Origin of the sequence: Marivita lacus (genome assembly GCF_014637725.1) — a bacterium.
Taxonomy (GTDB): Bacteria; Pseudomonadota; Alphaproteobacteria; order Rhodobacterales; family Rhodobacteraceae; genus Marivita; species Marivita lacus.
Map to the genome: position 1 here is coordinate 1 of NZ_BMFC01000009.1, position 21,187 is coordinate 21,187.

The following is a 21,187-nucleotide window of genomic DNA, read 5'->3' on the forward strand; positions in this document are numbered from 1 at the left end:
CCGAAACCGCCGTGCAGATCCAGCTCGCCGAGGCCGATCTGGCCACCCGCGACATGATGCTGGCCGCCGCCCTCGAACGCCTCGACCAGGCCCGCCGCGACGCCGACAGCCAGGCCCGCTACCTCACAACCTCGGTCTACCCCCTGCCCTCCCAGGACCCCAGCTACCCCCGCGCCTTCGAGAACACCCTCCTCACCTTCCTCGTCTTCTCGGGCATCTACCTGCTCATCTCCCTCACCGCCTCCATCCTCAGAGAGCAGGTCGCCAACTAGGGCAAAGACCCCAGTTTGCTGCAGGTGCGAAGGACACGGGTGACAATGCGGATCGCGCGTCCTATAAGGCGCGCGACCCGATTTTGGCAGAGCAGAGGCCCCAATGACCACCCTCGTTTTCGGACACAAGTCCCCCGACACAGACAGCACCGGCAGCCCGATCATCTGGGCGTGGTATCTCAACCAGATCAAGGGCGAGGACGCCAAGCCCGTCCTGCTCGGCGAACCCAACACCGAAGCGGCGTTCATGCTCGACCACTGGAAGCTCGACAAGCCCGAGATCATCTCGGACGTCGCCGCCGATCAGCCCGTCGTCATCGTCGACACAAACAACCCCGCCGAACTGCCCACCGCGATCAACAGCGCAGACATCCGCGCGATCATCGACCACCACAAGCTGGTCGGCGGCCTTGAAACCAAGGGCCCCATCGAGATCCGCATCGAACCCGTCGCCTGCACCGCCACCATCATGTGGAAGATGATCGGCGACGATCTGGCCCAGGCCCCCACGGGGATCAAGGGCGCGATGCTGTCCTGCATCCTGTCCGACACGCTGGAATTCCGCTCGCCCACCACGACGCAGGAAGACAAGGCCATCGCCTACAGCCTTGCAGAGGATCTGGGTGTGTCGATCCCCGACTTCGCCGCACAAATGTTCGCCGCGAAATCCAATGTCTCGGCCTTCTCGGACGCCGAACTGCTGCGCATGGACAGCAAGGAATACGAGATCGAAGGCACCAAGTTCCGCGTGTCGGTTCTCGAAACCACCTCCCCCAAGATGGTGCTCGACCGCAAGGACAGCCTGATGGCCTCCATGCCCGAGGTGGCAACCGAGGACGGCGTGCATCAGGTGCTGCTCTTCGTGGTCGACATCCTGAACGAGGAAGCGACGATGCTGATCCCCAACGATCTGACAAGGACGGTGGCCGAGAAAAGCTTCGGCGCGACCGTCACCGGCGACACCGTGGTCCTTCCCGGCATCATGAGCCGCAAGAAGCAGATCATCCCGAACCTCAAGCTTTGATCTTGCGCGCAACCTGAGCCATCATGAGGGGGTGCTGGACGGCATCCCCTTTTTCATGTGCCCCGACACGATATTTTCCCGGAAAGACCAGCCATGACCCAGATCATCTCTTCCCTCGCCGACATCGCCAATCGTTATGACGTGCTGCTCGTCGATCTTTGGGGCTGCGTGCACAACGGCGTCACCGCCTATCCAGAGGCAGTCGCGGCGTTGCGGGGCTTCAGGCAGGGTGGCGGGACGGTGGTTCTGGTCACGAATGCGCCGCGCTCGCGTCAGGAGGTGGCCAAGCAGCTTGTCCGCATGAACGTGCCCGAGGACTGCTATGACAGCATCGCCACCAGCGGCGACAGCGCCCGCGCAGCGATGTTTCAGGGCGCGGTAGGAGAGAAGGTCTGGTTCATGGGCCAGCCCTTTGACGAGCCGTTTTTCGACCCGATGGAGTTGATTGGCGATCCGGTGAACATCCAGCGCGTCGATCTGGAAGACGCGGAAGGCATCGTGTGCTGCGGGCCGTTTGATCCCCTGGCCGACCCGGCGGTGAACCGCCCTCAGTTTCTGTATGCCAAGCACAAGGGCCTCAAGCTGCTCTGCGCCAATCCCGACATCGTGGTCGATCGCGGCGAGGTCCGCGAATGGTGTGCCGGCGCTCTGGCCGCGCTCTATACAGAGATGGGGGGCGAAAGCCTCTATTTCGGCAAACCGCACCCGCCGATCTACGACCTTGTCCGCAGACGCATCGCCGCTTTGGACATCGAAGCCGATCCAACGCGGATGCTGGCCATCGGGGACGGGGTTCATACAGATATCGACGGCGCGATGGGCGAGGATATCGATTCCCTTTTCATTTCGGGCGGGCTGGCGTCGGCAGAGACACTAACGTCGCACCAACCCGATGCCGACGCGCTGAACGCCTACCTGGCGCGGGAAAACGCGTCCCCGACCTATACCATCGGACAACTGCGCTGACGCAGATTCCGCTTGCTTTTCTGCGTCAGCAAAGTAATAAAGTTGCCAGATTGGGCGTGTTCGGTGGTTTTTTATTACCCGCAGCCCCGGACTGGAGTGCGAAATGTTGGATAATCTGCCACGCGGAACGATCTGCATCGAAGACATCGAAATGGGCATGTCGCGTCACCTGCGCAAACAGGTGACCGATCAGGATATCGAGATGTTCGCGCAGATCTCCACCGACCGGAACCCGGTGCACCTCGATGACGACTACGCGCAGGACACCATATTCGAAGGCCGCATCGCCCACGGGATGCTGACCGCAGGTCTGATCTCTGCCGTGATCGGCGAACAGCTTCCCGGTCATGGCACGGTCTACATGGGCCAGACGCTCAAGTTTCTGGCCCCCGTGCGCCCCGGCGACATGGTGTATGCCGAGGTCAAGGTGGTCGACATCGACATCGCAAAGCGGCGCGTGACGCTCGACTGTCATTGCTCGGTCGATGGCAAGAAGGTGCTGATCGGCGAAGCCAAGGTGCTCGCGCCCTCGCGCAAGTTCGACTGAGCCTGTCACCGGCGCGGATGCGTCGACGCATCCTCGATTTTCCATTGGTGGAAAATCACCCGCGCCAAGCCGGACCGGGGATTGCAACCCCCCCACGCCCCCGCTAACCCTCTGCCCATGAAGATCGTGCGGGACTATCAATTCGTCGCTGACGCCGACAAGGGCGCGACTGTTGCCATCGGCAATTTCGACGGCGTGCATTCCGGTCATCAGGCCGTGATCGCGCTTGCGCGGGATGCGCTGCCGGACGCGCCTCTGGGCGTCCTCACCTTCGAGCCGCATCCCCGCGAATATTTCGCGCCCGACGCGCCGCCGTTCCGGTTGATGAGCGCCAATGCCCGCGCCACCCGTTTGAAAAAGCTGGGTGTCGACGTGCTTTACGAGCTGAATTTCAATACCCAACTGGCCGACCTGACACCCGAAGAGTTCGCAGCGAACGTGATCGTGGGCGGGCTGGGTCTGCGCCATGTCGTGGTCGGCGCGGATTTCTGTTTCGGCAAGGGTCGCAAGGGAACTGTCCCGGATCTCGAACGGTTCGGGGCACGGATGGGTTTTGGCGTCACCGTGGCCGAGCTTGTGACCGGAACCTCCGGGGCCGTGTCCTCGACCGCGATCCGCGCCGCATTGTCGGACGGCAATCCGCGTCTGGCGGCGGACATGCTGAGCCATTGGCACCGCATCGAAGGCGAGGTGATCGGCGGCGAACAGCGTGGCCGCGAATTGGGCTATCCCACCGCGAACATGTCGATCGACGGGCTGCACCCGCCGAAATTCGGCGTCTATGCCGTACTGGTCGATGTGCTCGATGGCCCGAATGCCGGATCGTACCACGGCGCGTCCTCTATTGGCGTGCGCCCGATGTTCGGGGAAAACCGCGCCAATCTGGAAACCTTTTTGTTCGATTTCACCGGCGATCTCTACGGTGCCACCGTGTCGGTCGCGCTGGTCGATTTCCTGCGCCCGGAAATGAAATTCGACAGCCTCGAGGCGCTGATCACCCAGATGGAGGCCGATTGCCTGCAAGCCCGCGCGATCCTGACCGCGCTATGAGCAACGATCCGATCAAGCGCACAGGTCTGGCCCCCCGGTTCTGGGAACGCAAGGCGCTGACCGATCTGAACCCGCAGGAATGGGAAGCCCTGTGCGACGGCTGCGGCAAGTGCTGCCTGAACAAGCTCGAAGACGAAAACACCGGCCAAGTGGAACTGACCCGCGTGGCGTGCCGGTTGTTCGACGACAGCACCTGCCGCTGCGCGCAATACGAGATCCGGCATCAGTTCGTGCCGGAATGCATCGTGCTCAAGCCGTCGAATATCGACGAACACGCCTACTGGATGCCCAAGACCTGCGCGTACCGCCTGCTGTGGGAGGGCAAGCCGCTCTACAGCTGGCATCCGCTGATCTCGGGCACGCCGGAAACCGTGCATGACGCCGGTGTTTCGATGCGAAACGCGACTGTGCCCGAATTCGAAGTCCATGAGGACGATTGGGAAGACCACATCATCGAGGAGCCCACCTGATGTTTTTTGCCTCCGACAACAGCGGACCCGTGCCGCAGGCCGTGCTTGACGTCATGGCGGAAGCCAATACCGGGCACATGATGGGCTACGGGGCCGATCCCCTGATGGACGAGGTGCGCCTGCGCATCCGCGACCTGTTCGAGGCGCCCGAGGCAGCGGTCCATCTCGCGGCGACAGGCACGGCGGCGAACGCTCTGGCGCTGGCGACACTGATCGAGCCTTTCGACACGGTGTTCTGCACGCCAATGGCCCATATCGAGGAAGACGAGTGCAACGCGCCCGAATTCTATACCGGAGGCGCCAAGCTGACGCTGGTCGAAGGGGCCGACCGGATGACACCCGATGCCCTGACCCGCGCCATCGAAAGCCAGGGCAACCGCGGTGTGCATGGGCCACGGCGCGGCGCGGTGTCGATCACGCAGGTGACCGAGATGGGCAATGTCTACACGCTGCCCGAGTTGAAGGCGCTGTGCGACGTGTCGAAATCCTATGGCCTGCCGGTGCATCTGGATGGCGCGCGGTTTGCCAACGCCGCCGTTTCGCTGGGGTGCAGCCCGGCCGAGATGACCTGGAAGCTGGGTGTCGATGTCGCTGTGTTCGGCGGCACCAAGAACGGGCTCATGGGCGTCGAGGCGGTTGTGTTCTTTGATCCCACCAAGGCCTGGGAATTCGAGCTGCGCCGCAAGCGCGGCGGGCATCTTTTTTCAAAGCACCGATACCTGTCGGCACAGATGGCGGCCTATCTGCGAGGCGACCTGTGGCACGATCTGGCGCAGCGGGCCAATGACAAGGCCGCGCATCTGCATGATGGGATCCGCAAGCGCAACGATGTGCAGATCGTGAACGATGTCACCGCCAACATGATCTTTTTCAACGCCCCCCGTGCCCTGCACCAGACCTTGCAGGCGGCAGGTGCGAAGTATCATGTGTCCGGCGGGCTGAATGGCGATGCCGACGTGCTGCTGCGCGGGCGTCTGGTCTGCGACTGGTCGATCCCCGATGCCGAGATCGACCGCTTTGTTTCGCTGCTGACCACCGCATGAAAAAAGGGCTCCCGATCGGGAGCCCTGACTCGTTAAATTTTGCAAAACCAGGAGCGAGAGAGATCGTTCAGTTGTACTGGAACTGAAGCTCGTAGCTGCCATCCTCGAACGCGCCGAACAGGTCCGGCACATCGGGATGTTCGACGGGTTCACCCGAGTAATCGGCGATGAGGTTCTGTTCCGAGACATAGGCGACGTAAAAGCTTTGTTCGTTCTCTGCGAGCAGATGATAGAACGGCTGCTTTTTCGCGGGCCGACTGTCTTCGGGAATAGCCTCGTACCATTCCTCGGTGTTGTTGAATTCAGGGTCCACGTCGAAAACCACCCCCCGAAACGGGTGTCTGCGGTGGCGAACGACCTGGCCGATGTTGTATTTTGCGCGTTGTCTGATCATGAGTCCTGTCCGTTGCCATATACCTGCCTGATTTTGGACAAATTGTCCAATTGTAGCGGCGTTTTTTTGGGAAACAGTCTGTGATGCATTTCGACACAAGGTTTTTTCGTGGCATGGCAGGGACTTGCCAGCCCGAGCAATTGTGATTTCCACCAAGCCACCTTTGCGCTAGACTGCAAAAAATTCCAAAGTCGGGATAACCGGCTTCGACCAAAAGAGCGAGAGGCCCATGAGCAGATTCTTTCGCGCCCTTGTGATTGTCCTGTTGGTGGCCTCTTGTGGAGGCGGCAGCGGCACATCGGCGCCCCGTAACCTCGACGATGCCTGTTCCATCCTGCAGCAGCGCCCCGGATACCTGCGGGCGTTCCGTGCGGCCGAGCGCAAATGGGGTGTTCCGGTGCATGTGCAGATGGCCTCGATGTACCAGGAAAGCAAGTTCCAGTCCGACATCCAAACCCCGTTCCGTTATACGCTGGGCGTGATCCCGATAGGGCGCCAAAGCTCGGCCTATGGTTACAGCCAGGCGCTGAACGGCACGTGGGAGGAATACCAGACCAACCAGCGCAAGTTCCGGGCGCGGCGCAACGACATCAGCGATGCCGCGGATTTCATGGGGTGGTACATGGCCGAGTCGAATCGCAGCCTTGGAATTTCACTGGCGGATGCCCGCAACCAGTACCTTGCCTATCACGAAGGCCGCACCGGGTTTTCGCGCGGCAGCTACAACAGCAAGGCCTGGCTCCTGCGCGTTGCCGACGAGGTTGCCGCCCGGTCGGTGCTGTACCAGCGGCAATTGGCAAGCTGCCGCGTCCGGGCATAGGTCCGGACCGGCCCCATTGTTTCGCGCGCGAAACATTCGGACAGGGGCACTGACCCTTTAAGGTTTTGTTAATATTTGCGAAATTCGCGTCAGGGCGAAGGATAAGCGCCGCTCAGAACCTGCATTGCGCGGGACAGGATATCCTCGTCTGACAGTCCGGCAAGATCGCGTGCGGGCTGTGCGCCGTTGAAACCAACAAGGACGGGCGCGTCCAGCACAGGCGCCAGATTGAGCCACTGGTTGAACTGACCCCGTGGCAAGCCCGTCTCTGGCGTCAGGATCCAGGTGGCCCCAGCGTCCCAGAACACCTCGTCGAACTGCATGTACAGCTTGTCGAGCAGCCCATAGCCCAGCCGGTCGATCGCGATCTGCTTGGCCTCGGGCAAGGGCGGCGAGAACGCGATGCGCTGCTGTTTGAGCACACCCAGCGGGACGGTGACGATCACCGCATCGAACCGACCCAGAGATCCCGCCCCAGAGGCAAGCTGCACCGATCCGTCGTGGGCGCGAACAGACCGCACCTCTGTGCCCAGCCGGAGATCAATGGCAGGGTCCGCCGATCCGAGAATCCGGGTATAACCACCGGGAAAGAGCCGGTCGTCGCCGTCGTAATCGCTGTCATCCTCATAGGCGGACCAGTTGATCTGGTTTTCGCTGGCGCCGTAGTCCTGTTGGATTGTCATCACGTCCTCGAACCAGTCCGGCAGATCGCGGTCCCGCAGCCGGCGGCCCCCTGCCCCGCGTGCGATGTAATCGTCGTCGGTGACCACGCTGCGCATGCCCCGGCTTGCGGCCAGTGCCACCAGCGGATTGTCCTCATCCCCGTGCAGCCAGCTCGCACCCAGATCAAGCGGCAGGCCAAGGCTGTGATCGGTCCAGATGCGTCCTCCGATTCGATCCCGCGCCTCAAAAAGGGTCACGCTGATCCCTGCTTCGGCAAGGCGGCGCGCGGCGGTCAGGCCGCTGATGCCTGCGCCGATGATGGCAACCGCTCTGGCCCCGGTTTCCGCGACCGCGTCAGCCGTGTCGAGACCGCTCTCGTAGGCGGCATGCACGGTGCTGTTGTAGGCTGGATGCGTGGCCTCGCCCGCAAAGAACAGAAGGCTGTCGACGGGTCGGCCCAGTTCTAGCACATCGGCTCGGGATGCGCCGCGCGCGATGTAGGAATAGGCACCATGGCTGAAGGGATCGCGGCTCCAGTTGGTGCGCAGATACCCGGTCAAGGCTGGCAGGGATTGCGCATGTGCACTGTGGGGAGCGCTGGCAGCAACCGTGACGGCAGCAGCAGCGGTGGTCAGGAGATGTCGGCGATCCATCGCTTCCCTAACGGTTCGCAGTGCGTTCGATTTCGACGTTGAACAGGCTGTTGGCCAGTTGCTTGCGCTCCAGCGCGCCCAGAACCACCGTCGTCTGCCCGCCGCTGTCATCGGTGATGACCCATTGGCGCAGCTCTACGGGATCACTGGTGAACTTGAGCTCGATGCTGCCGTATTCGGGATTTTCGGGGTCCTGCGCGGTCACCGTGGTCGCGGTGCCGTCAAAGCCATGCGCCACCACCATGTTGGCGCGGCTCAGGTCCACGTTGCGCGCAAGGATCAGCCCCAGCGGAGTGCGGTTGAGCGGATAGGTTTCGGGCTCGCCGCCCAGTTTGCGATCAAACACGAACACCCCACCATTGTTGGCCATCACCAGCGCCTGTTCCGGCGGGTTGTATTCGAAGCGCATCTTGCCGGGGCGGCGCATGTAGAGCGTGCCGGTCGAGATCGTGCCATCGGCGTTGATCTGGGTGAAGGCGGATTCGGCACTGGTCAGCTGGTTGAGGTAGTTGGACAGCGTGTTCAGCGAAAGCTGCTGGGCTGCGGCCGGAAGGGCCGTCAGCATGAGGGCGGTCAACATGGCGATGAATCGCATGGGGCAAGATCCTGTCTGCTCGGGTCGTCTTTGACCCTATATGGCAAGCCGCACGGTGTTATGCGATAGCAGCGGGGATTTTTGCCGATGCGGCGTGCCGGGCAGTCGCCCCGCCGACAGCCGCCGCGCAGGCCGGGCGACTGCCCGGCACCCATCCGGCCTTATTGCTCCGGCACGAGGATCTCGCGTTTGCCGACATGGTTGGCGGAGCTGACGACGCCTTCCTCTTCCATCTGCTCGACCAGACGCGCGGCCTTGTTGTAGCCGATGGCCAGCTTGCGCTGGATATAGGAGGTGGAGCATTTGCGGTCGCGGACCACGATGCCCACGGCCTGATCGTACAGCGCGTCTTCGCCGTCGGTGTTGCCGCCGGTGTTGAGGCCAAGCACCGCGTCGATATTGTCGGCCTTTTCGTCATCCGGTCCTTGCACGACACCCCCGACATATTCGGGCGGGCCGTATGCCTTGAGATGGGTGACGATTTCCTCGACTTCTTCATCAGACACGAACGGGCCGTGGCAACGGATGATCTTGGAGCCGCCTGCCATGTAGAGCATGTCGCCCTGCCCCAGCAGTTGTTCGGCCCCCATTTCGCCAAGGATGGTGCGGCTGTCGATCTTCGACGTGACCTGGAAGCTGATGCGCGTGGGGAAGTTCGCCTTGATCGTGCCGGTGATGACATCCACCGACGGGCGCTGCGTGGCCATGATCAGGTGGATTCCGCTCGCACGGGCCATCTGGGCGAGGCGCTGAATGCAGGCTTCGATTTCCTTGCCCGCGACCATCATGAGGTCGGCCATCTCGTCGACGATGACGACGATATAGGGCATCTTGACCGGCTGCAGTTCCTCGGATTCGAAAATCGGTTCTCCGGTTTCATCGTCAAAGCCGGTCTGCACGGTGCGTTCGAACATTTCACCGCGCGACAGCGCGTCGGCGACGCGGCCATTGTAGCCGTCGATGTTGCGCACACCCATCTTGGACATCTTGCGGTAGCGGTCTTCCATCTCGCCCACGACCCATTTGAGGGCGACAACCGCCTTTTTCGGGTCGGTCACGACGGGCGACAGAAGGTGCGGGATGCCGTCATAGACGGAAAGTTCGAGCATCTTGGGGTCGATCATCACAAGGCGCAGATCGGCAGGCGTCAGCTTGTAGAGCAGCGACAGGATCATGGTGTTGATCGCCACGGATTTCCCGGACCCGGTCGTTCCCGCGATCAGCAGGTGGGGCATCTTGGCGAGGTTGGCGACCACCGGATCGCCGCCGATGTCCTTGCCCAGCGCCAGCGGCAGTTTCTGCGTGCCGTCGCCGTAATCGCGGGTCGAGAGAATCTCGCGGAAGCTGACCATCTCGCGCTTTTCGTTCGGCAGTTCGATGCCGATCACGCTGCGCCCCGGCACGGTTGAGACACGCGCGGACAGAGCGGACATGGAGCGCGCGATGTCGTCGGCCAGACCGATCACACGGGACGCCTTGAGGCCCGGCGCGGGTTCAAGTTCGTACATGGTCACGACCGGGCCGGGGCGAACCGACACGATCTCGCCCTTCACACCGTAATCGTCCAGCACCGCTTCGAGCATGCGGGCGTTCTCTTCGAGCGCCTCGTCGCTCAGGTGGTGGCGTTCGATGTTAACCGGGTCCATGAGCAGGCCGAGCGGCGGCAGGTCGTAATCCACCTGCTTTTCCTCGAATCGCAGACGCGGTTGGGCTTCTTCCTGTGCGCGCTTGGAGGGCTGGAGCGGTTTGCGTTGCGGCTGCTGGACGACCTTGCGGGCTTCGGGCACGGGGATCGATGCGGATGTCGCGGGCGCATAGGCCTGCGCCGCATCGTCGTAATCGTCCCAATCGGTCATGTCGTCGAAAATGTTGTCCGGATCATCCTCGTAGGCCGGTGCCTGCGAAAGCGGTTGGACCTGTGGCTGAATCTGCGGCTGCGGCTGCGGCTGGTAGGTAGGGGCCCTTGGCGCGGTGACAGGCGGCTCTGCGCGCAGCGGAGCTGCGGCGCGGGCGGTGACGGGCGGTTCCGGTGGCAGGGATGCGGTCGGCTTGAAGATCAGCGGATCGGGGCCGCGGCCCCGGCCCTTCGTCAGCGGCGCGGCAAAGGCCGAAGTCAAAGCCGGGTTCTGGCGCACGCGCGACTTGATGGCATCCGCGATCTTTGCGCGCACGCGGTCATCACCGGGCAGCGAGTCGGGCAGATCGCCATGGGGAAAGGTCTCGACCAATTCGGGTTCGGGATCGGCGCGACGCATGAGCGACGGCATCTTGGACAGGAACCCGGTTTTCTGCGGCGCGTGTACAGGTGCGGCATAGGGATCGTCGATAAGGCTGTCTTCGTCGTGATAGGCGGGCGGCGCCTTGGGCGCGATGCGGGTCACACGCGGTTCCGCCTTCACGGCCGCCTGCGCTGCGGCCCACTCGGCGGCCTCGGCCTCTTCCTGCGCACGCAGGGCGCGGCGTTCGGCAGTCTTGGCCTGCAGGTCACGGGCCGCGATCAACGCGCCGGACGCACCCTTGCCCAAAAGCGAGAGCAGCGTGGCATAAACCATGATCACGCCAACGATCAGGAACCGCGCAAGGCGCTTCAGCTCCACCTTGGTGAAGCCCAGAACGAAAGTGCCCATGACCAGAACGACACCGCCCAGAAGCAGCATCATCAGCTTGAGCCCGAAGGTGGTGCCCAGCGGCAGGATCGTCAGGATCGACCCCATCATCATGTCCCCGAACAGGCCGCCAAGACCAAAGCTGTGGGTCCACGCGGTGGTTTCGGGCACGCCTGCGGCATAGACGGCGGCAAGCGCCACCCAGATCGGCGCGAAGATCAGGCAGGACAGCGCGCGCTCTTCGCCCCGGTGCAGCGCCAGACGCGCGCCCCAGACGAGGAGCACCAGCGCCAGACCCCAGCTTGCCCAGCCGACGATCATGAAGAGCGGTGCGGCAATCGACGCCCCTGCCCGGCCCAACCAGTTCTGAACGGGGGCATCGGTGGCGGACAGCCAGCTTGGGTCTTGCGGCGAGTAGGAATAGATCATCGCGGCGGCCATCGCCCCCAGCGCCATGAGCACGAAGCCACCGAGCTCCTTGCCCCGCTTCTCGAGTGCAGCCTGCATGTTGCTGTCGAATAGGGGGTCACGCCCCCGCGCCTGATATGCCATCCTTCGCCTCTTTATTGGTCTTCACCGCCGTAAAGGCAGTCCCTGATCTGCGTCAGGCCATGCTCTGTTTCGTCTTTCGGAGCCACCATGGCGACCCGGATATAGTTCTGGCCGGGGTTTCCCGTTTCGGTGTCGCGCGACAGGTACGCCCCCGGAAGCACCCGGACACCGGTTTCTTTCCAGAGCTTCAGCGCCGCCGCTTCGCCGTCCTCGACCGGCAGCCACAGGAAGAACCCCGCTTCGGGTGACCGGTAGCCCGGCACATTGCCCAGGATGCGGTCAGCCAGTGCGTATTTCTCTGCATAAAGCGCGCGGTTTTCCTCGACATGCGCCTCGTCGTTCCAGACCGCTTGGGCCACCGCCTGAAGCGGCAGGGGCAAAGGCGTGCCCGCGTAGTTGCGCAGTTGCAGGATGCGTTTCATCGAATCCGGCCCACCGGCCACGAAGCCCGACCGCAGCCCCGGCAGGTTGGAGCGTTTGGACAGCGAATGGAAGATCACCACGCGTTCTGGATCGGCACCCATCTCATGCGCCACCTGCAACGCGCCGACGGGCGGCGTGTCGCGGTAGATCTCGGAATAGCATTCGTCTGCGAGGATCTGGAAATCGTGCTTTTCGGCCAGCGCGATCAGGCGTTCCCAATAGTCACGATCGGCCACCGCGCCCTGCGGATTGGCAGGCGAACAGATATAGGCCAACGCGGTGCGGTTCAGCACGTCTTCGGACAGGCCCTCGAAATCCGGCAAATGGCCGGTCGCTTCGGTGGCGTTCACGAAAACCGGCTCTGCCGCCACGGAAATGGCCGAGATCAGGTAGACCTGATAGAACGGGTTGGGCATCAGAACAGCAGGTTTCGCGCCATTCTTGGTCTCGGGGCACAGCGCCATGCCGACATTGTACAGCCCCTCGCGCGTGCCGTTCAGCGCCATGATCTGCGTGTCGGCATCGAGGCTGACACCATAGCGCCGCTGCACCCAGTCGCGGATCGCGGCGCGCAACTCGGGCGTGCCCTCGTTCGGAGGGTACTTGTTGAACCCGGCCATGTTCTGCAGGAGGATCTCGGAGATCCACGCCGGAAAGGCGTGTTTTGGCTCTCCGATCGTCATGTGTATCACCGGCCCGCCCGGTTCGTGCACGTCCAACAGGGCGCGCAGACGCGGGAACGCATAAGCCGGAAGGTTCGAGAACCGCTCGGGAAACATGCCAGTACTGCCTCAGATGGAGGGTCGTTCGCGCCCTCATTGACGCCAAATTACATAGGCAGGGGATGCGCGTCCAGAAAAACAGCGTAGAGTTCAGAGCGTTGTGGCTTTCAGGCCAATGCTCAGGACAGCGCCTTTTCCGCCGCCAGACCCAGCCGCAACAGCCTTTTTTCGTCGCGCGGGGCCGCCATGAGCGACACTCCGCACGCGGGAACGCCCGTGGGCAGCGTCAGGGCGCACAGGCCCATCATGTTTCCAATCCGGGTGTTGCGCAAAGTCAGCAGGTTTTCCGTGACATAATAGTCACTATCCGTCATCAACCGGTCCACGTTTGGCGGCAGGATCGGGCAGGTCGGACACAGCACCGCGTCGAACCCGGCGGTCGCGCGCAGATATGTGACGCGGTATGCGTCGAGCTTGTGCCACGCGGCGACGTAATCGGCAGCGGTGAAATCCTTGCCCGACCGGAAGCGTGCGAGGATCTCGGCGAACATGGCGTCGGGATTAGCCTCGATCTCGTCCTTCCAGGTGCCGTAGGCTTCGGAGCTGTAGAGGATGGGGGCAAGCGTGATCGCGTCTGCCACCTCGGGGATGGCGATGTCCACGATCTCGGCACCAGCCTCGCGAAAGCGCTGCACCGCATGGTCGAACCCCTTGCGCGGGTCATCGCGCAGATCGTCCAGCGCCACGGTGGTCAGCACGGCAAGCCGCGTGCCGCGCAAGGATGAAGGCGCAAGGTCGATCGCCGGTTCGCCCTTCATGATGGCGAACAGCAGCGCGGCATCCTCGACCGACTGGCACAGGGGGCCAACGGTGTCGAATCTCGCGGCCAGGGGCACTGTCCCCTGAAGGCTGAGCACACCCGTGGTGGTCTTGAGGCCGACCAGATCGTTCCATCCGGACGGCACGCGGACAGACCCGCCGGTGTCTGACCCGATGGCCGCGGGGGCCAGGCCGAAGGCAACCGAGGCCGCCGCACCCGAGGATGACCCCCCCGGCGCATTGTCGGGGTTGTGGACATTCGGCGGCGTGGCGGTTTTGGGGTTCAGGCCGAGACCCGAAAAGGCCAGTTCGCTCTGATGCGTCTTGCCAAGGCAGACAAGCCCCTGATGCGTGGCCGCCTGCAGCACTTCGGCATCCGTATCGGGTGTGCGGCCCTCAAGCAGCTTCGATCCGCTTTCGGTCGCAATGCCCGCGGTGTCGAACAGGTCTTTCCAGCTGATCGGCACACCGTCCAGCGGAGAGCGGCGCAGCTTGAGACGCGCACGCTCCTGCGCGGCAGTGGCCTCGGCAATCGCGCGATCTGGCGTCATCCGGGCATAGATGCGGTCGCCGTGCTCATGCGCCTCGACGGCATCGAGGAAGACCTGTGTCAGCTCGACCGGATCAATCTCGCCCTTGTCGATACTGCGCCCCAGATCGGCGGCTGTCATGCCCTGCCAGTCGCTCATGTGCTGTCTCCCTGCACTGTCGTTTCGCCGGACGGTAGCGGCACAGAAGCGCATGGACAATCCCGCATGCAATTCCATATTTCGGTCCATGAACACATCGTCTGATATCCTGATCGTCGGCGGGGGGCTGAACGGCCCGATGCTGGCCCTTGCTGCCGCCCGCGCGGGCCTGTCCAGCACCGTGATCGACGCCCGCCCCGAAGGCGCGCGGCGCAGCGACAATTTCGACGGGCGGTCTTACGCTTTGGCACTGGCCTCCGTACGGATGCTGACCGCTTTGGGGCTGTGGGACGGGCTCAAGGCAAACGCGCAGCCGATGAACGAGATCAAGGTCAGCGACGGGCGCGCGGGCGATGCCGAGGTGTTTCTGGGCCTGCATTTCAACAGCGCCGAGATCGAGGAAGGGCCGATGGGCCATATGCTCGAAGACCGGTATCTGCGCCGGGCGCTGCTGGAGGCGATGGCGGCGGAGCCTCTGGTGACGCATCTGGCCGGGGAATCGGTGGTGAATCAGGCGGTCAGCGCCTCGGGCGCGTCGGTGACACTGGCCTCGGGCGAGGTGCTTGGCGGCAAGCTGATCGTCGGGGCGGATGGCCGGCAAAGCGGCACCGGTCAGCGCGCGGGCATCCGGCGCACCGCGTGGGATTACCCGCAAACCGCGCTGGTCTGCGCGATTGCCCATGAGAAACCGCATGGCGGCGTGGCGCATCAGCTTTTCATGCCTGCCGGGCCGCTGGCGATCCTGCCGCTGACCGGCAACCGGTCGTCGATTGTCTGGAGCGAGCGCAAGGGATTGGCCGAAGAGATCAACGCCCTGCCGGAGGATCAGTACCTGACCGTGCTGCGGCCACGCTTCGGGGATTTCCTCGGCGAGATTTCACTTGCCGGTGAACGGTTCACCTATCCGCTGGGCCTGACCATGGCGAACCGCTTCATCGCGGATCGGACGGCGCTGGTGGGAGACGCGGCGCACGGGATGCACCCGATTGCCGGGCAAGGGCTGAACGCCGGGCTGCGCGATGTCGCGGCGCTGGCGCATGTGATCGGCCACGCGGTGCGGCGCGGCGAGGATTTCGCAAGCCCGCTGGTTCTGGCGCGCTATGAGCAATGGCGGCGGTTCGACACCGCCACGCTGCTGACCGCAACGGATACGTTCAACCGGCTGTTTTCGAACGACAACCCCATCCTGCGTGCAGGGCGTGACCTTGGCATGGCTGCGCTCAACGCGATCCCGGCGGCGCGGCGGACCTTCATCCGTGAAGCCGCCGGGTTGAACGGAGAGCTGCCGGACTTGATGGCGGGGTAAGGCGGGCGGGTCAAAGACCCACCCAAAGCCGTCACTGAATCCGCATACCGTTGGCCAGCACATGCCCCTCTTCGTTGACCGTGAGCGACGACTTGAGGCTGTCCGGGCTGTCCCCCGGCACGGCGAACATGCTCATCATCATGCGGGCGCCCATGGCGTCTTCGCTGGTCAGCAGGCCCATCGCGATCAGCTTGTCGATCAGCGTGTTCGCGCCCTCCAGCGTCAGGTTCACCTCGCCATTGGGGCGCGGGAAGCCGCCGAAGGTCTGCAGGTCGTCATTGTCAAAGGTGAACGACCCGCTGCCGCCAAGTTTCGCACCTGCCGCTTCGATGGTCAGATCGTTGAGCGTCAGCGCGTTCAGTTGCCCGGGCACGTCCCCGGTGGAGTCGAGGCGGGCCATCGCCTCGGGGTCAAAGAGGTTGACGAAAGGTGTCACCTGACCCGTCAGGTCCAGCGCGATCGTCGCGGGATCACGTGGAAGAGCGGCACCGGGATCAAAGACGTTCCACAGAAGATCGGACATTTCGAACCCGCGCAGCGTCAGTCCCAGCGCCATATCCTGCGGCGCGTCGGATCGGGAAATCGGAGCGGTCATTTTGAACGCGCTCTCGGCCATGCTCACATTGATGGGCAACGGCACTTCGGGCCCCGACAGGCTGAACGCCTGATCGGTCGCGGCCACGTCATAGCGCAGCGCGCTGCCATCCATCGCGAATTCAAGGCGCACCGTTCCGCTTTGGGTGGTGCCCGATGACGTCCCCGCGCTGTCGGTGGCCGCGAACTGCATTTCGCCGTTGTCGTAGCCCATCGCACCGGTGGCAGAAAACCCACCCGCGGCAAGGCTCTGCGGATCGTTCGGATCGAACCCTTCGGGAAGATTTGCCGCGCTGGAGACAAAGAGCGCCGACATTCCGCCCGACACCAGCCCCGCCTCATCGGTCTCGGGATCGTTGAAGGCCATGTCATAGCTGGCCGCAGCCGCCTGCACATTCTGGGTGATCTGCGTGCCTTGAGCCGTGGCGGTGATCGTCGTGCCGGTCACATCGTCCATCACGAAATCGAACCGCGCCTCTTCGCGGCCAATCGCCGTTCCGTCGACCGTCAGCTCGGCCAGCGAGATGGCAAGCTGGTTGGCGTTGTAGGCGTAGGTCATGTTGCCCGGGTCACCGGACACGACCACTTCGAGGCCGTCATTTGTATAGGTCAGGGCCATGTTGACAGCCTCTTCACCTTCGGGCGCGGCGTCGATGGTGATCGGCACGGTTGCGGGAAAGGTCATGGACACCGAACCGTCACCCCTTTCGACAAGCGCGATGGACTCCATCGTGACTTCGACCGTCGAATTCTCTTCGGGCGCGACGATCCGCAGCACCACATCGGTCACATCCAGACCGCTGCTGGTCGCGGTTTCGGTGGCGGCGACGGAATAGCCAAAGCCCTGCATGGCGGATTCAAGACCGTCCCAGACCTGCTCGGCGGTGAGATCGGCAAAGGCGGGTCCGCCGGCCAGTGCAAGGGCCAGCGCGGAACAGGAAGACAGACGTGTAATGCGGCGCATGATTATTTCCTTGAGGTCAAATTCCCGATCCCAGCTTCAACCTCCTGTTCGGCAGGGTCAAGTGGGTGGACCCCGCGTCACGTCCGAAGTAGCACTGCTGTGACCATAACGGAGGGCATCGCATGACCGATCTATCTGGACGTACCGTTCTCATCACCGGGGCCAGCCGTGGCATCGGCGCCGAGTCCGCGCGGGTTTTCGCCGACGCAGGTGCGAATGTCGCGCTGATCGCGCGCACGGCCGACGGCATCGCGGATCTCGCGGGCGAGATCGGGGAACGGGCGGTGGCCATTCCCTGCGACATCAGCCGCTATTGGGAAATGGCGCAGGCGGTCGAGAACTGCGTCACCGCGTTCGGCGGGCTCGATATCCTGATCAACAATGCAGGTGTGATCGAACCCATCGCCCGGATGGAAGATGCCGACCCCGATGGTTGGGGGCAGGTGATCGACATCAATCTCAAGGGCGTGTTCCACGGAATGCGCGCGGCGCTTCCGGTGATGGAGGAGGCGGGCGGGGGCACGATCCTGACCGTCAGTTCGGGTGCGGCGCATGGCCCGGTCGAGGCGTGGTCGCATTACTGTGCCTCCAAGGCCGGGGCCGCGATGCTGACCAAGTGCCTGCACAAGGAAATGGCCGACAAGGGCATCCGCGCGATGGGTCTGTCTCCGGGCACCGTCGCCACCCAGATGCAGCGCGAGATCAAGGCGAGCGGGATCAATCCGGTGAGCCAGCTTGACTGGTCCGATCACATCCCCGCCGATTGGCCCGCCAAGGCGCTGCTGTGGATGTGCAGCCCCGACGCGGATGGCTATCTGGGTGAGGAAATCTCGCTCAGGGACGAGGCGATCCGCCAAAAGGTGGGTCTGCTGTGATCGAGGTTCAGAGCGATGGCGCGCTCTGTGTGCTGACCATCGACCGGACGGACAAGGCCAATTCGCTGACCGCCGACATGATTGAGGCGCTGTGCGTCGGTGTCGAGGAGGCGCGCAGCAGCCGGGCGCTGATCCTGACCGGCAGGGGCAAGGTGTTTTCCGCCGGGGCCGATCTCGAGGCCGCGCGGGCGGGACTTGCGACCAGCCCGCTTTGGGAACGGTTGTCCGGTGCCATCGCCCGGCATCCCGGCCTGACCATCGCCGCCTTGAACGGGACGGCCGCCGGGGGTGCGATGGGGATGGTGTTGGCCTGCGACCTGCGCATCGCGGTGCCCGGCACAAAGGTGTTCTACCCGGTGATGAAACTGGGCTTTCTGCCGCAGCCATCGGACCCGGCGCGCTTGGCGGCCCTTGTCGGGCCGTCTCGCGCCAAGATGATCCTGATGGCGGGGCAGAAGATCGAAACCGACGCGGCGCTTACTTGGGGACTGATCGACGAGGTCGTGGAACCTGACGACCTGATGGACCGTGCCCGCGCACTGACCGAAGATGTCTGCGGCGCAACCGCCGAGCATACCCGCGCCATCAAGGGACTGATTGCACAGAGTTTGACCTAATCACCTTGACCCGACACGGCGGCTTCTTAGGTTGGCCGCACCGCAGCAAGGAAGGAGCGCCCCATGGCCCAGCATCTGCATATCGTCTTCGGCGGAGAACTGGTGACGCCCTCGGAGAACGTGTTCAAGGACCCGGAAAACATCCATATCGTCGGGATCTTCCCGGATCGCAAATCCGCCTATGACGCATGGAAGACCGAGGCACAGCGCACGGTGGACAACGCCCATATGCGTTATTTCGTGGGGGATTTGCAGCAGTTGATGGATGCGAGCACGTCGGACCCGGAAGCACAGGGCTGACCATTTGGTGCGCAGGCCCTTCAGTCTGACCGCCTATCTGGCGCTGGCACGGGGCTCTGACCGCCTGACTGCCGAGGCCGCGCAATGGCCTTCCCGCCCGTCGGGACCGATCCTGTGGCTGCATGGCGACACGCGGGCGCGGATCGAGACCCTTCTGACACTTATCAAACGCCTGCGGGGTCAGCGCGACGACTTCACGTTGCTGCTGACCTGCGATTCGATCCCGTCCGACGGGCTGGAGCTCGATGGCCACAAAGTCAGCGCACCGCCTGCCGAAACCCTGAGCGATGTGCACCGGTTTCTGAATCATTGGCGGCCCGACATTCTTGTCTGGGCGGGCAACGGGTTGCGACCCGCGCTGATCCACGAGGCCGCAATGGCGGGCACGCATCTGCTTTTGGCCGATGCCGCAGATGCGCCGTGGCGGCAGCCGTCAAGCCGGTTTCTGCCCGATGCCTCGGCGGGTGCGCTGAGCCTGTTTCACATGATCGTTGCACAGGACAAGAAATCCGCAATCCGCATGCGACGGCTCGGCGTGCCGGATGACCGGATCGAGGTCGCCTCGCCGCTCGAACCCGAGGTGTTTCCCCTGTCGAGCCACAATGGCCTGCACGAGGAACTGACCGCGATCCTTGCCGGGCGGCCCGTCTGGCTGGGCGCAAATGTCCAACGGGACGAGGCAGACGCTATTCTGCGCGCGCACCGTCGGGCGGCACGGCTGGCGCATCGCCTGCTGCTGGTGATCGTTCCCGCCGAACCGGAAGACGAGCCGTTCATCGCGGAGCAATGTCTGGAGGTCGGGTTGAGACTGGCCCGATGGGAGAATGGCGAGATGCCAGACGAGAACACGCAGGTTCTGCTGGCAGGTGACGACAGCGAACTGGGCCTGTGGTATCGCGTGGCGCCGCTGTGTTTCCTGGGTGGATCGCTGGCGGGCAAGACCGGGGGGCAATCCCCGATGATGGCGGCGGCGCTTGGGTCCGCGATTCTCTACGGGCCGAACGTGGGGCGGCATCTTGAAGCCTATTCGCGGCTTGTCGCGGCGGGGGCTGCCCGGATCGTCAAGGACATGGACTCGCTCAGCGCCGCGGTGTCGCACCTGATCGCGCCGGACCGTGCGGCGGCAATGGCGCATGCAGGATGGAACGTGGTCTCTGCCGGGGCAGAAACCGCCGATCTGGTGCTTGGCCAGGTCAACGAATGGCTCGATTCGCTGGAGACCACGCGATGAGGCCCCCGGTCTTCTGGGATGCCCCGCCGGATGCGCCGGGTCTGCGGGCGCGGTTGCTGTCGCCTCTGGGCGCGGTCTATGCAGCCCTGACCGCGCGGCGGTTGCGGCAGGGCAAGCCGATGCGCGTGGGCGTTCCGGTGCTCTGCGTCGGCAATGTGAACGCGGGCGGCACCGGCAAGACGCCCACGGTGATCGCGTTGATGCAAATGCTGTCGGACATGGGCAAGGCGGCGCATGTGGTGTCTCGCGGTTATGGCGGGTCTCTGGCAGGCCCGCTGCAGGTCGATCCCCGCCGTCATACGGCCGACCAGGTCGGGGACGAGCCGCTGCTTCTTGCGGCATTCGGCACGGTCTGGGTCGCAAAGGACAGGGCGCAGGGTGCAAGGGCAGCCAAAGCGGCGGGCGCTGAGGCGATTCTCCTCGATGACGGGTTGCAGAACCCGAGCCTTGCCAAGGATCTGTCGCTGATCGTGGTCGATGCGGCGCGCGGTTTCGGCAATGGCAGGTGCATCCCGGCAGGTCCGCTGCGCGAACCGGTGGGCGCGGCAATGGCGCGTGCCGATCTTGTGCTGTCCATCGGTTCGGGTGAGGCGCAGGCGCAGTTCGCGGGCATGTGGCGCGATCACATCCCCCTGCCTCATCTGACAGGGCAGCTGTTGCCCTTGCAGACCGGGATGGATTGGAAAGGGCTGCGCTGTCTTGCCTTCGCAGGAATCGGCCATCCGGAGAAATTCTTTCGCACCCTGCGCGACCTCAGGGCAGAGATCGTCGAGACCCGCGCGCTGGAGGATCACCAACCGCTGACCCCCACGCTTTTGACGCGGCTGGAAAAAGACGCGAAGGCCGCCCGTGCGCAGCTGGTGACCACGGAAAAGGACGCGGTGCGACTGCCGCAAAGCTACCGGATGAAGGTGCTGACCCTGCCCGTGCGGCTGAGCCTGTCGGATGACACTGTGCTGAAAGAGGCTCTGCACAAGCTGTTCGACTGACCG

20 protein-coding genes and 1 pseudogene are annotated in these 21,187 nt (G+C 63.7%); 14 read left to right on the plus strand and 7 right to left on the minus strand.

All coding sequences use genetic code 11. The annotated features are described in order from the left end of the window. The 7 genes and pseudogenes from IEV82_RS15430 to IEV82_RS15460 all read left to right on the plus strand — a co-directional run. Positions 1 to 272 (plus strand): annotated as a pseudogene (locus tag IEV82_RS15430) (capsule biosynthesis protein); the annotation flags it as partial. 103 nt (positions 273 to 375) lie between these two features. Further along, the gene (locus IEV82_RS15435) at positions 376 to 1,296 is read left to right on the plus strand and encodes a manganese-dependent inorganic pyrophosphatase (protein ID WP_188482934.1); all 921 of its coding nucleotides are present in this window, start codon (positions 376 to 378) and stop codon (positions 1,294 to 1,296) included. 93 nt (positions 1,297 to 1,389) lie between these two features. Beyond that, on the plus strand, positions 1,390 to 2,262 hold the full coding sequence (locus tag IEV82_RS15440) for a TIGR01459 family HAD-type hydrolase (RefSeq protein WP_188482935.1): 873 nt from the start codon (positions 1,390 to 1,392) through the stop codon (positions 2,260 to 2,262). 103 nt (positions 2,263 to 2,365) lie between these two features. Then, positions 2,366 to 2,809 (plus strand): MaoC family dehydratase, encoded by a 444-nt coding sequence (locus IEV82_RS15445; RefSeq protein WP_085628375.1) that lies wholly within the window; start codon positions 2,366 to 2,368, stop codon positions 2,807 to 2,809. 117 nt (positions 2,810 to 2,926) lie between these two features. Continuing rightward, a complete protein-coding gene (locus tag IEV82_RS15450; protein WP_188482936.1) occupies positions 2,927 to 3,859 on the plus strand; it encodes a bifunctional riboflavin kinase/FAD synthetase in 933 nt (310 codons plus the stop codon). Continuing rightward, positions 3,856 to 4,329 carry a YcgN family cysteine cluster protein gene (locus tag IEV82_RS15455; RefSeq protein ID WP_188482937.1) on the plus strand — a complete coding sequence of 158 codons (474 nt, stop codon included), beginning with the start codon at positions 3,856 to 3,858 and terminating at the stop codon, positions 4,327 to 4,329. The genes IEV82_RS15450 and IEV82_RS15455 overlap by 4 nt, the downstream gene beginning before the upstream one ends. Next, positions 4,329 to 5,372 carry a threonine aldolase family protein gene (locus IEV82_RS15460; RefSeq protein ID WP_188482938.1) on the plus strand — a complete coding sequence of 348 codons (1,044 nt, stop codon included), beginning with the start codon at positions 4,329 to 4,331 and terminating at the stop codon, positions 5,370 to 5,372. Before IEV82_RS15455 ends, IEV82_RS15460 begins: the two co-directional genes overlap by 1 nt. A gap of 67 nt (positions 5,373 to 5,439) precedes the next feature. Here the strand turns inward: IEV82_RS15460 and hspQ are convergent, their stop codons facing one another. Continuing rightward, positions 5,440 to 5,766: a heat shock protein HspQ gene (gene hspQ, locus IEV82_RS15465; RefSeq protein ID WP_188482939.1), complete on the minus strand. Its 327-nt coding sequence runs from the start codon at positions 5,764 to 5,766 to the stop codon at positions 5,440 to 5,442. Between the two features lie 229 nt (positions 5,767 to 5,995). Between hspQ and IEV82_RS15470 the strand changes: the two genes are divergently transcribed. Beyond that, complete coding sequence (locus tag IEV82_RS15470) at positions 5,996 to 6,586, plus strand: transglycosylase SLT domain-containing protein (RefSeq protein WP_188482940.1); 591 nt, start codon at positions 5,996 to 5,998, stop codon at positions 6,584 to 6,586. An 89-nt stretch (positions 6,587 to 6,675) separates the two neighbouring features. On the opposite strand, the gene IEV82_RS23970 is transcribed toward IEV82_RS15470, so the two are convergent. The 5 genes from IEV82_RS23970 to IEV82_RS15495 all read right to left on the minus strand — a co-directional run bounded on the left by IEV82_RS23970 (position 6,676) and on the right by IEV82_RS15495 (position 14,308). Further along, the gene (locus IEV82_RS23970; RefSeq protein ID WP_188482941.1) at positions 6,676 to 7,902 is read right to left on the minus strand and encodes a flavin monoamine oxidase family protein; all 1,227 of its coding nucleotides are present in this window, start codon (positions 7,900 to 7,902) and stop codon (positions 6,676 to 6,678) included. A 7-nt stretch (positions 7,903 to 7,909) separates the two neighbouring features. Then, positions 7,910 to 8,497 carry a LolA family protein gene (locus IEV82_RS15480; protein WP_188482942.1) on the minus strand — a complete coding sequence of 196 codons (588 nt, stop codon included), beginning with the start codon at positions 8,495 to 8,497 and terminating at the stop codon, positions 7,910 to 7,912. Between the two features lie 161 nt (positions 8,498 to 8,658). Continuing rightward, positions 8,659 to 11,655, minus strand: coding sequence for a DNA translocase FtsK (locus tag IEV82_RS15485; protein WP_188482943.1), 2,997 nt, complete (start codon positions 11,653 to 11,655; stop codon positions 8,659 to 8,661). 11 nt (positions 11,656 to 11,666) lie between these two features. Next, positions 11,667 to 12,857 carry an aminotransferase class I/II-fold pyridoxal phosphate-dependent enzyme gene (locus IEV82_RS15490; RefSeq protein WP_188482944.1) on the minus strand — a complete coding sequence of 397 codons (1,191 nt, stop codon included), beginning with the start codon at positions 12,855 to 12,857 and terminating at the stop codon, positions 11,667 to 11,669. A 122-nt stretch (positions 12,858 to 12,979) separates the two neighbouring features. Beyond that, complete coding sequence (locus IEV82_RS15495; protein ID WP_188482945.1) at positions 12,980 to 14,308, minus strand: amidase; 1,329 nt, start codon at positions 14,306 to 14,308, stop codon at positions 12,980 to 12,982. A 52-nt stretch (positions 14,309 to 14,360) separates the two neighbouring features. Here IEV82_RS15495 and IEV82_RS15500 point away from each other — a divergent pair, with 52 nt between their 5' ends. Then, complete coding sequence (locus IEV82_RS15500; protein ID WP_188482946.1) at positions 14,361 to 15,614, plus strand: UbiH/UbiF/VisC/COQ6 family ubiquinone biosynthesis hydroxylase; 1,254 nt, start codon at positions 14,361 to 14,363, stop codon at positions 15,612 to 15,614. A 31-nt stretch (positions 15,615 to 15,645) separates the two neighbouring features. Here the strand turns inward: IEV82_RS15500 and IEV82_RS15505 are convergent, their stop codons facing one another. After that, a complete protein-coding gene (locus tag IEV82_RS15505) occupies positions 15,646 to 17,172 on the minus strand; it encodes a DUF2125 domain-containing protein (protein ID WP_188482947.1) in 1,527 nt (508 codons plus the stop codon). A gap of 122 nt (positions 17,173 to 17,294) precedes the next feature. Here IEV82_RS15505 and IEV82_RS15510 point away from each other — a divergent pair, with 122 nt between their 5' ends. The 5 genes from IEV82_RS15510 (at position 17,295) to lpxK (ending at position 21,184) form a co-directional block, all read left to right on the plus strand. Then, complete coding sequence (locus IEV82_RS15510) at positions 17,295 to 18,047, plus strand: SDR family oxidoreductase (protein ID WP_188482948.1); 753 nt, start codon at positions 17,295 to 17,297, stop codon at positions 18,045 to 18,047. Continuing rightward, positions 18,044 to 18,664: an enoyl-CoA hydratase/isomerase family protein gene (locus IEV82_RS15515; RefSeq protein ID WP_188482949.1), complete on the plus strand. Its 621-nt coding sequence runs from the start codon at positions 18,044 to 18,046 to the stop codon at positions 18,662 to 18,664. The genes IEV82_RS15510 and IEV82_RS15515 overlap by 4 nt, the downstream gene beginning before the upstream one ends. Before the next feature lie 63 nt (positions 18,665 to 18,727). Beyond that, positions 18,728 to 18,964, plus strand: a complete 237-nt coding sequence (locus IEV82_RS15520) for a DUF4170 domain-containing protein (protein WP_188482950.1) — start codon at positions 18,728 to 18,730, stop codon at positions 18,962 to 18,964. 7 nt (positions 18,965 to 18,971) lie between these two features. Then, complete coding sequence (locus IEV82_RS15525; RefSeq protein WP_229747861.1) at positions 18,972 to 20,195, plus strand: 3-deoxy-D-manno-octulosonic acid transferase; 1,224 nt, start codon at positions 18,972 to 18,974, stop codon at positions 20,193 to 20,195. Further along, complete coding sequence (lpxK, locus tag IEV82_RS15530; RefSeq protein WP_188482952.1) at positions 20,192 to 21,184, plus strand: tetraacyldisaccharide 4'-kinase; 993 nt, start codon at positions 20,192 to 20,194, stop codon at positions 21,182 to 21,184. Before IEV82_RS15525 ends, lpxK begins: the two co-directional genes overlap by 4 nt. Positions 21,185 to 21,187 lie beyond the last annotated feature (3 nt).

Coding starts and splice junctions, on each gene's coding strand:
- IEV82_RS15435 (WP_188482934.1), top strand. CDS start 376: ATGACCACCCTCGTTTTCGGACACAAGTCCCCCGACACAGACAGCACC.
- IEV82_RS15440 (WP_188482935.1), top strand. CDS start 1,390: ATGACCCAGATCATCTCTTCCCTCGCCGACATCGCCAATCGTTATGAC.
- IEV82_RS15445 (WP_085628375.1), top strand. CDS start 2,366: ATGTTGGATAATCTGCCACGCGGAACGATCTGCATCGAAGACATCGAA.
- IEV82_RS15450 (WP_188482936.1), top strand. CDS start 2,927: ATGAAGATCGTGCGGGACTATCAATTCGTCGCTGACGCCGACAAGGGC.
- IEV82_RS15455 (WP_188482937.1), top strand. CDS start 3,856: ATGAGCAACGATCCGATCAAGCGCACAGGTCTGGCCCCCCGGTTCTGG.
- IEV82_RS15460 (WP_188482938.1), top strand. CDS start 4,329: ATGTTTTTTGCCTCCGACAACAGCGGACCCGTGCCGCAGGCCGTGCTT.
- hspQ (WP_188482939.1), bottom strand. CDS start 5,766: ATGATCAGACAACGCGCAAAATACAACATCGGCCAGGTCGTTCGCCAC.
- IEV82_RS15470 (WP_188482940.1), top strand. CDS start 5,996: ATGAGCAGATTCTTTCGCGCCCTTGTGATTGTCCTGTTGGTGGCCTCT.
- IEV82_RS23970 (WP_188482941.1), bottom strand. CDS start 7,902: ATGGATCGCCGACATCTCCTGACCACCGCTGCTGCTGCCGTCACGGTT.
- IEV82_RS15480 (WP_188482942.1), bottom strand. CDS start 8,497: ATGCGATTCATCGCCATGTTGACCGCCCTCATGCTGACGGCCCTTCCG.
- IEV82_RS15485 (WP_188482943.1), bottom strand. CDS start 11,655: ATGGCATATCAGGCGCGGGGGCGTGACCCCCTATTCGACAGCAACATG.
- IEV82_RS15490 (WP_188482944.1), bottom strand. CDS start 12,857: ATGTTTCCCGAGCGGTTCTCGAACCTTCCGGCTTATGCGTTCCCGCGT.
- IEV82_RS15495 (WP_188482945.1), bottom strand. CDS start 14,308: ATGAGCGACTGGCAGGGCATGACAGCCGCCGATCTGGGGCGCAGTATC.
- IEV82_RS15500 (WP_188482946.1), top strand. CDS start 14,361: ATGGACAATCCCGCATGCAATTCCATATTTCGGTCCATGAACACATCG.
- IEV82_RS15505 (WP_188482947.1), bottom strand. CDS start 17,172: ATGCGCCGCATTACACGTCTGTCTTCCTGTTCCGCGCTGGCCCTTGCA.
- IEV82_RS15510 (WP_188482948.1), top strand. CDS start 17,295: ATGACCGATCTATCTGGACGTACCGTTCTCATCACCGGGGCCAGCCGT.
- IEV82_RS15520 (WP_188482950.1), top strand. CDS start 18,728: ATGGCCCAGCATCTGCATATCGTCTTCGGCGGAGAACTGGTGACGCCC.
- lpxK (WP_188482952.1), top strand. CDS start 20,192: ATGAGGCCCCCGGTCTTCTGGGATGCCCCGCCGGATGCGCCGGGTCTG.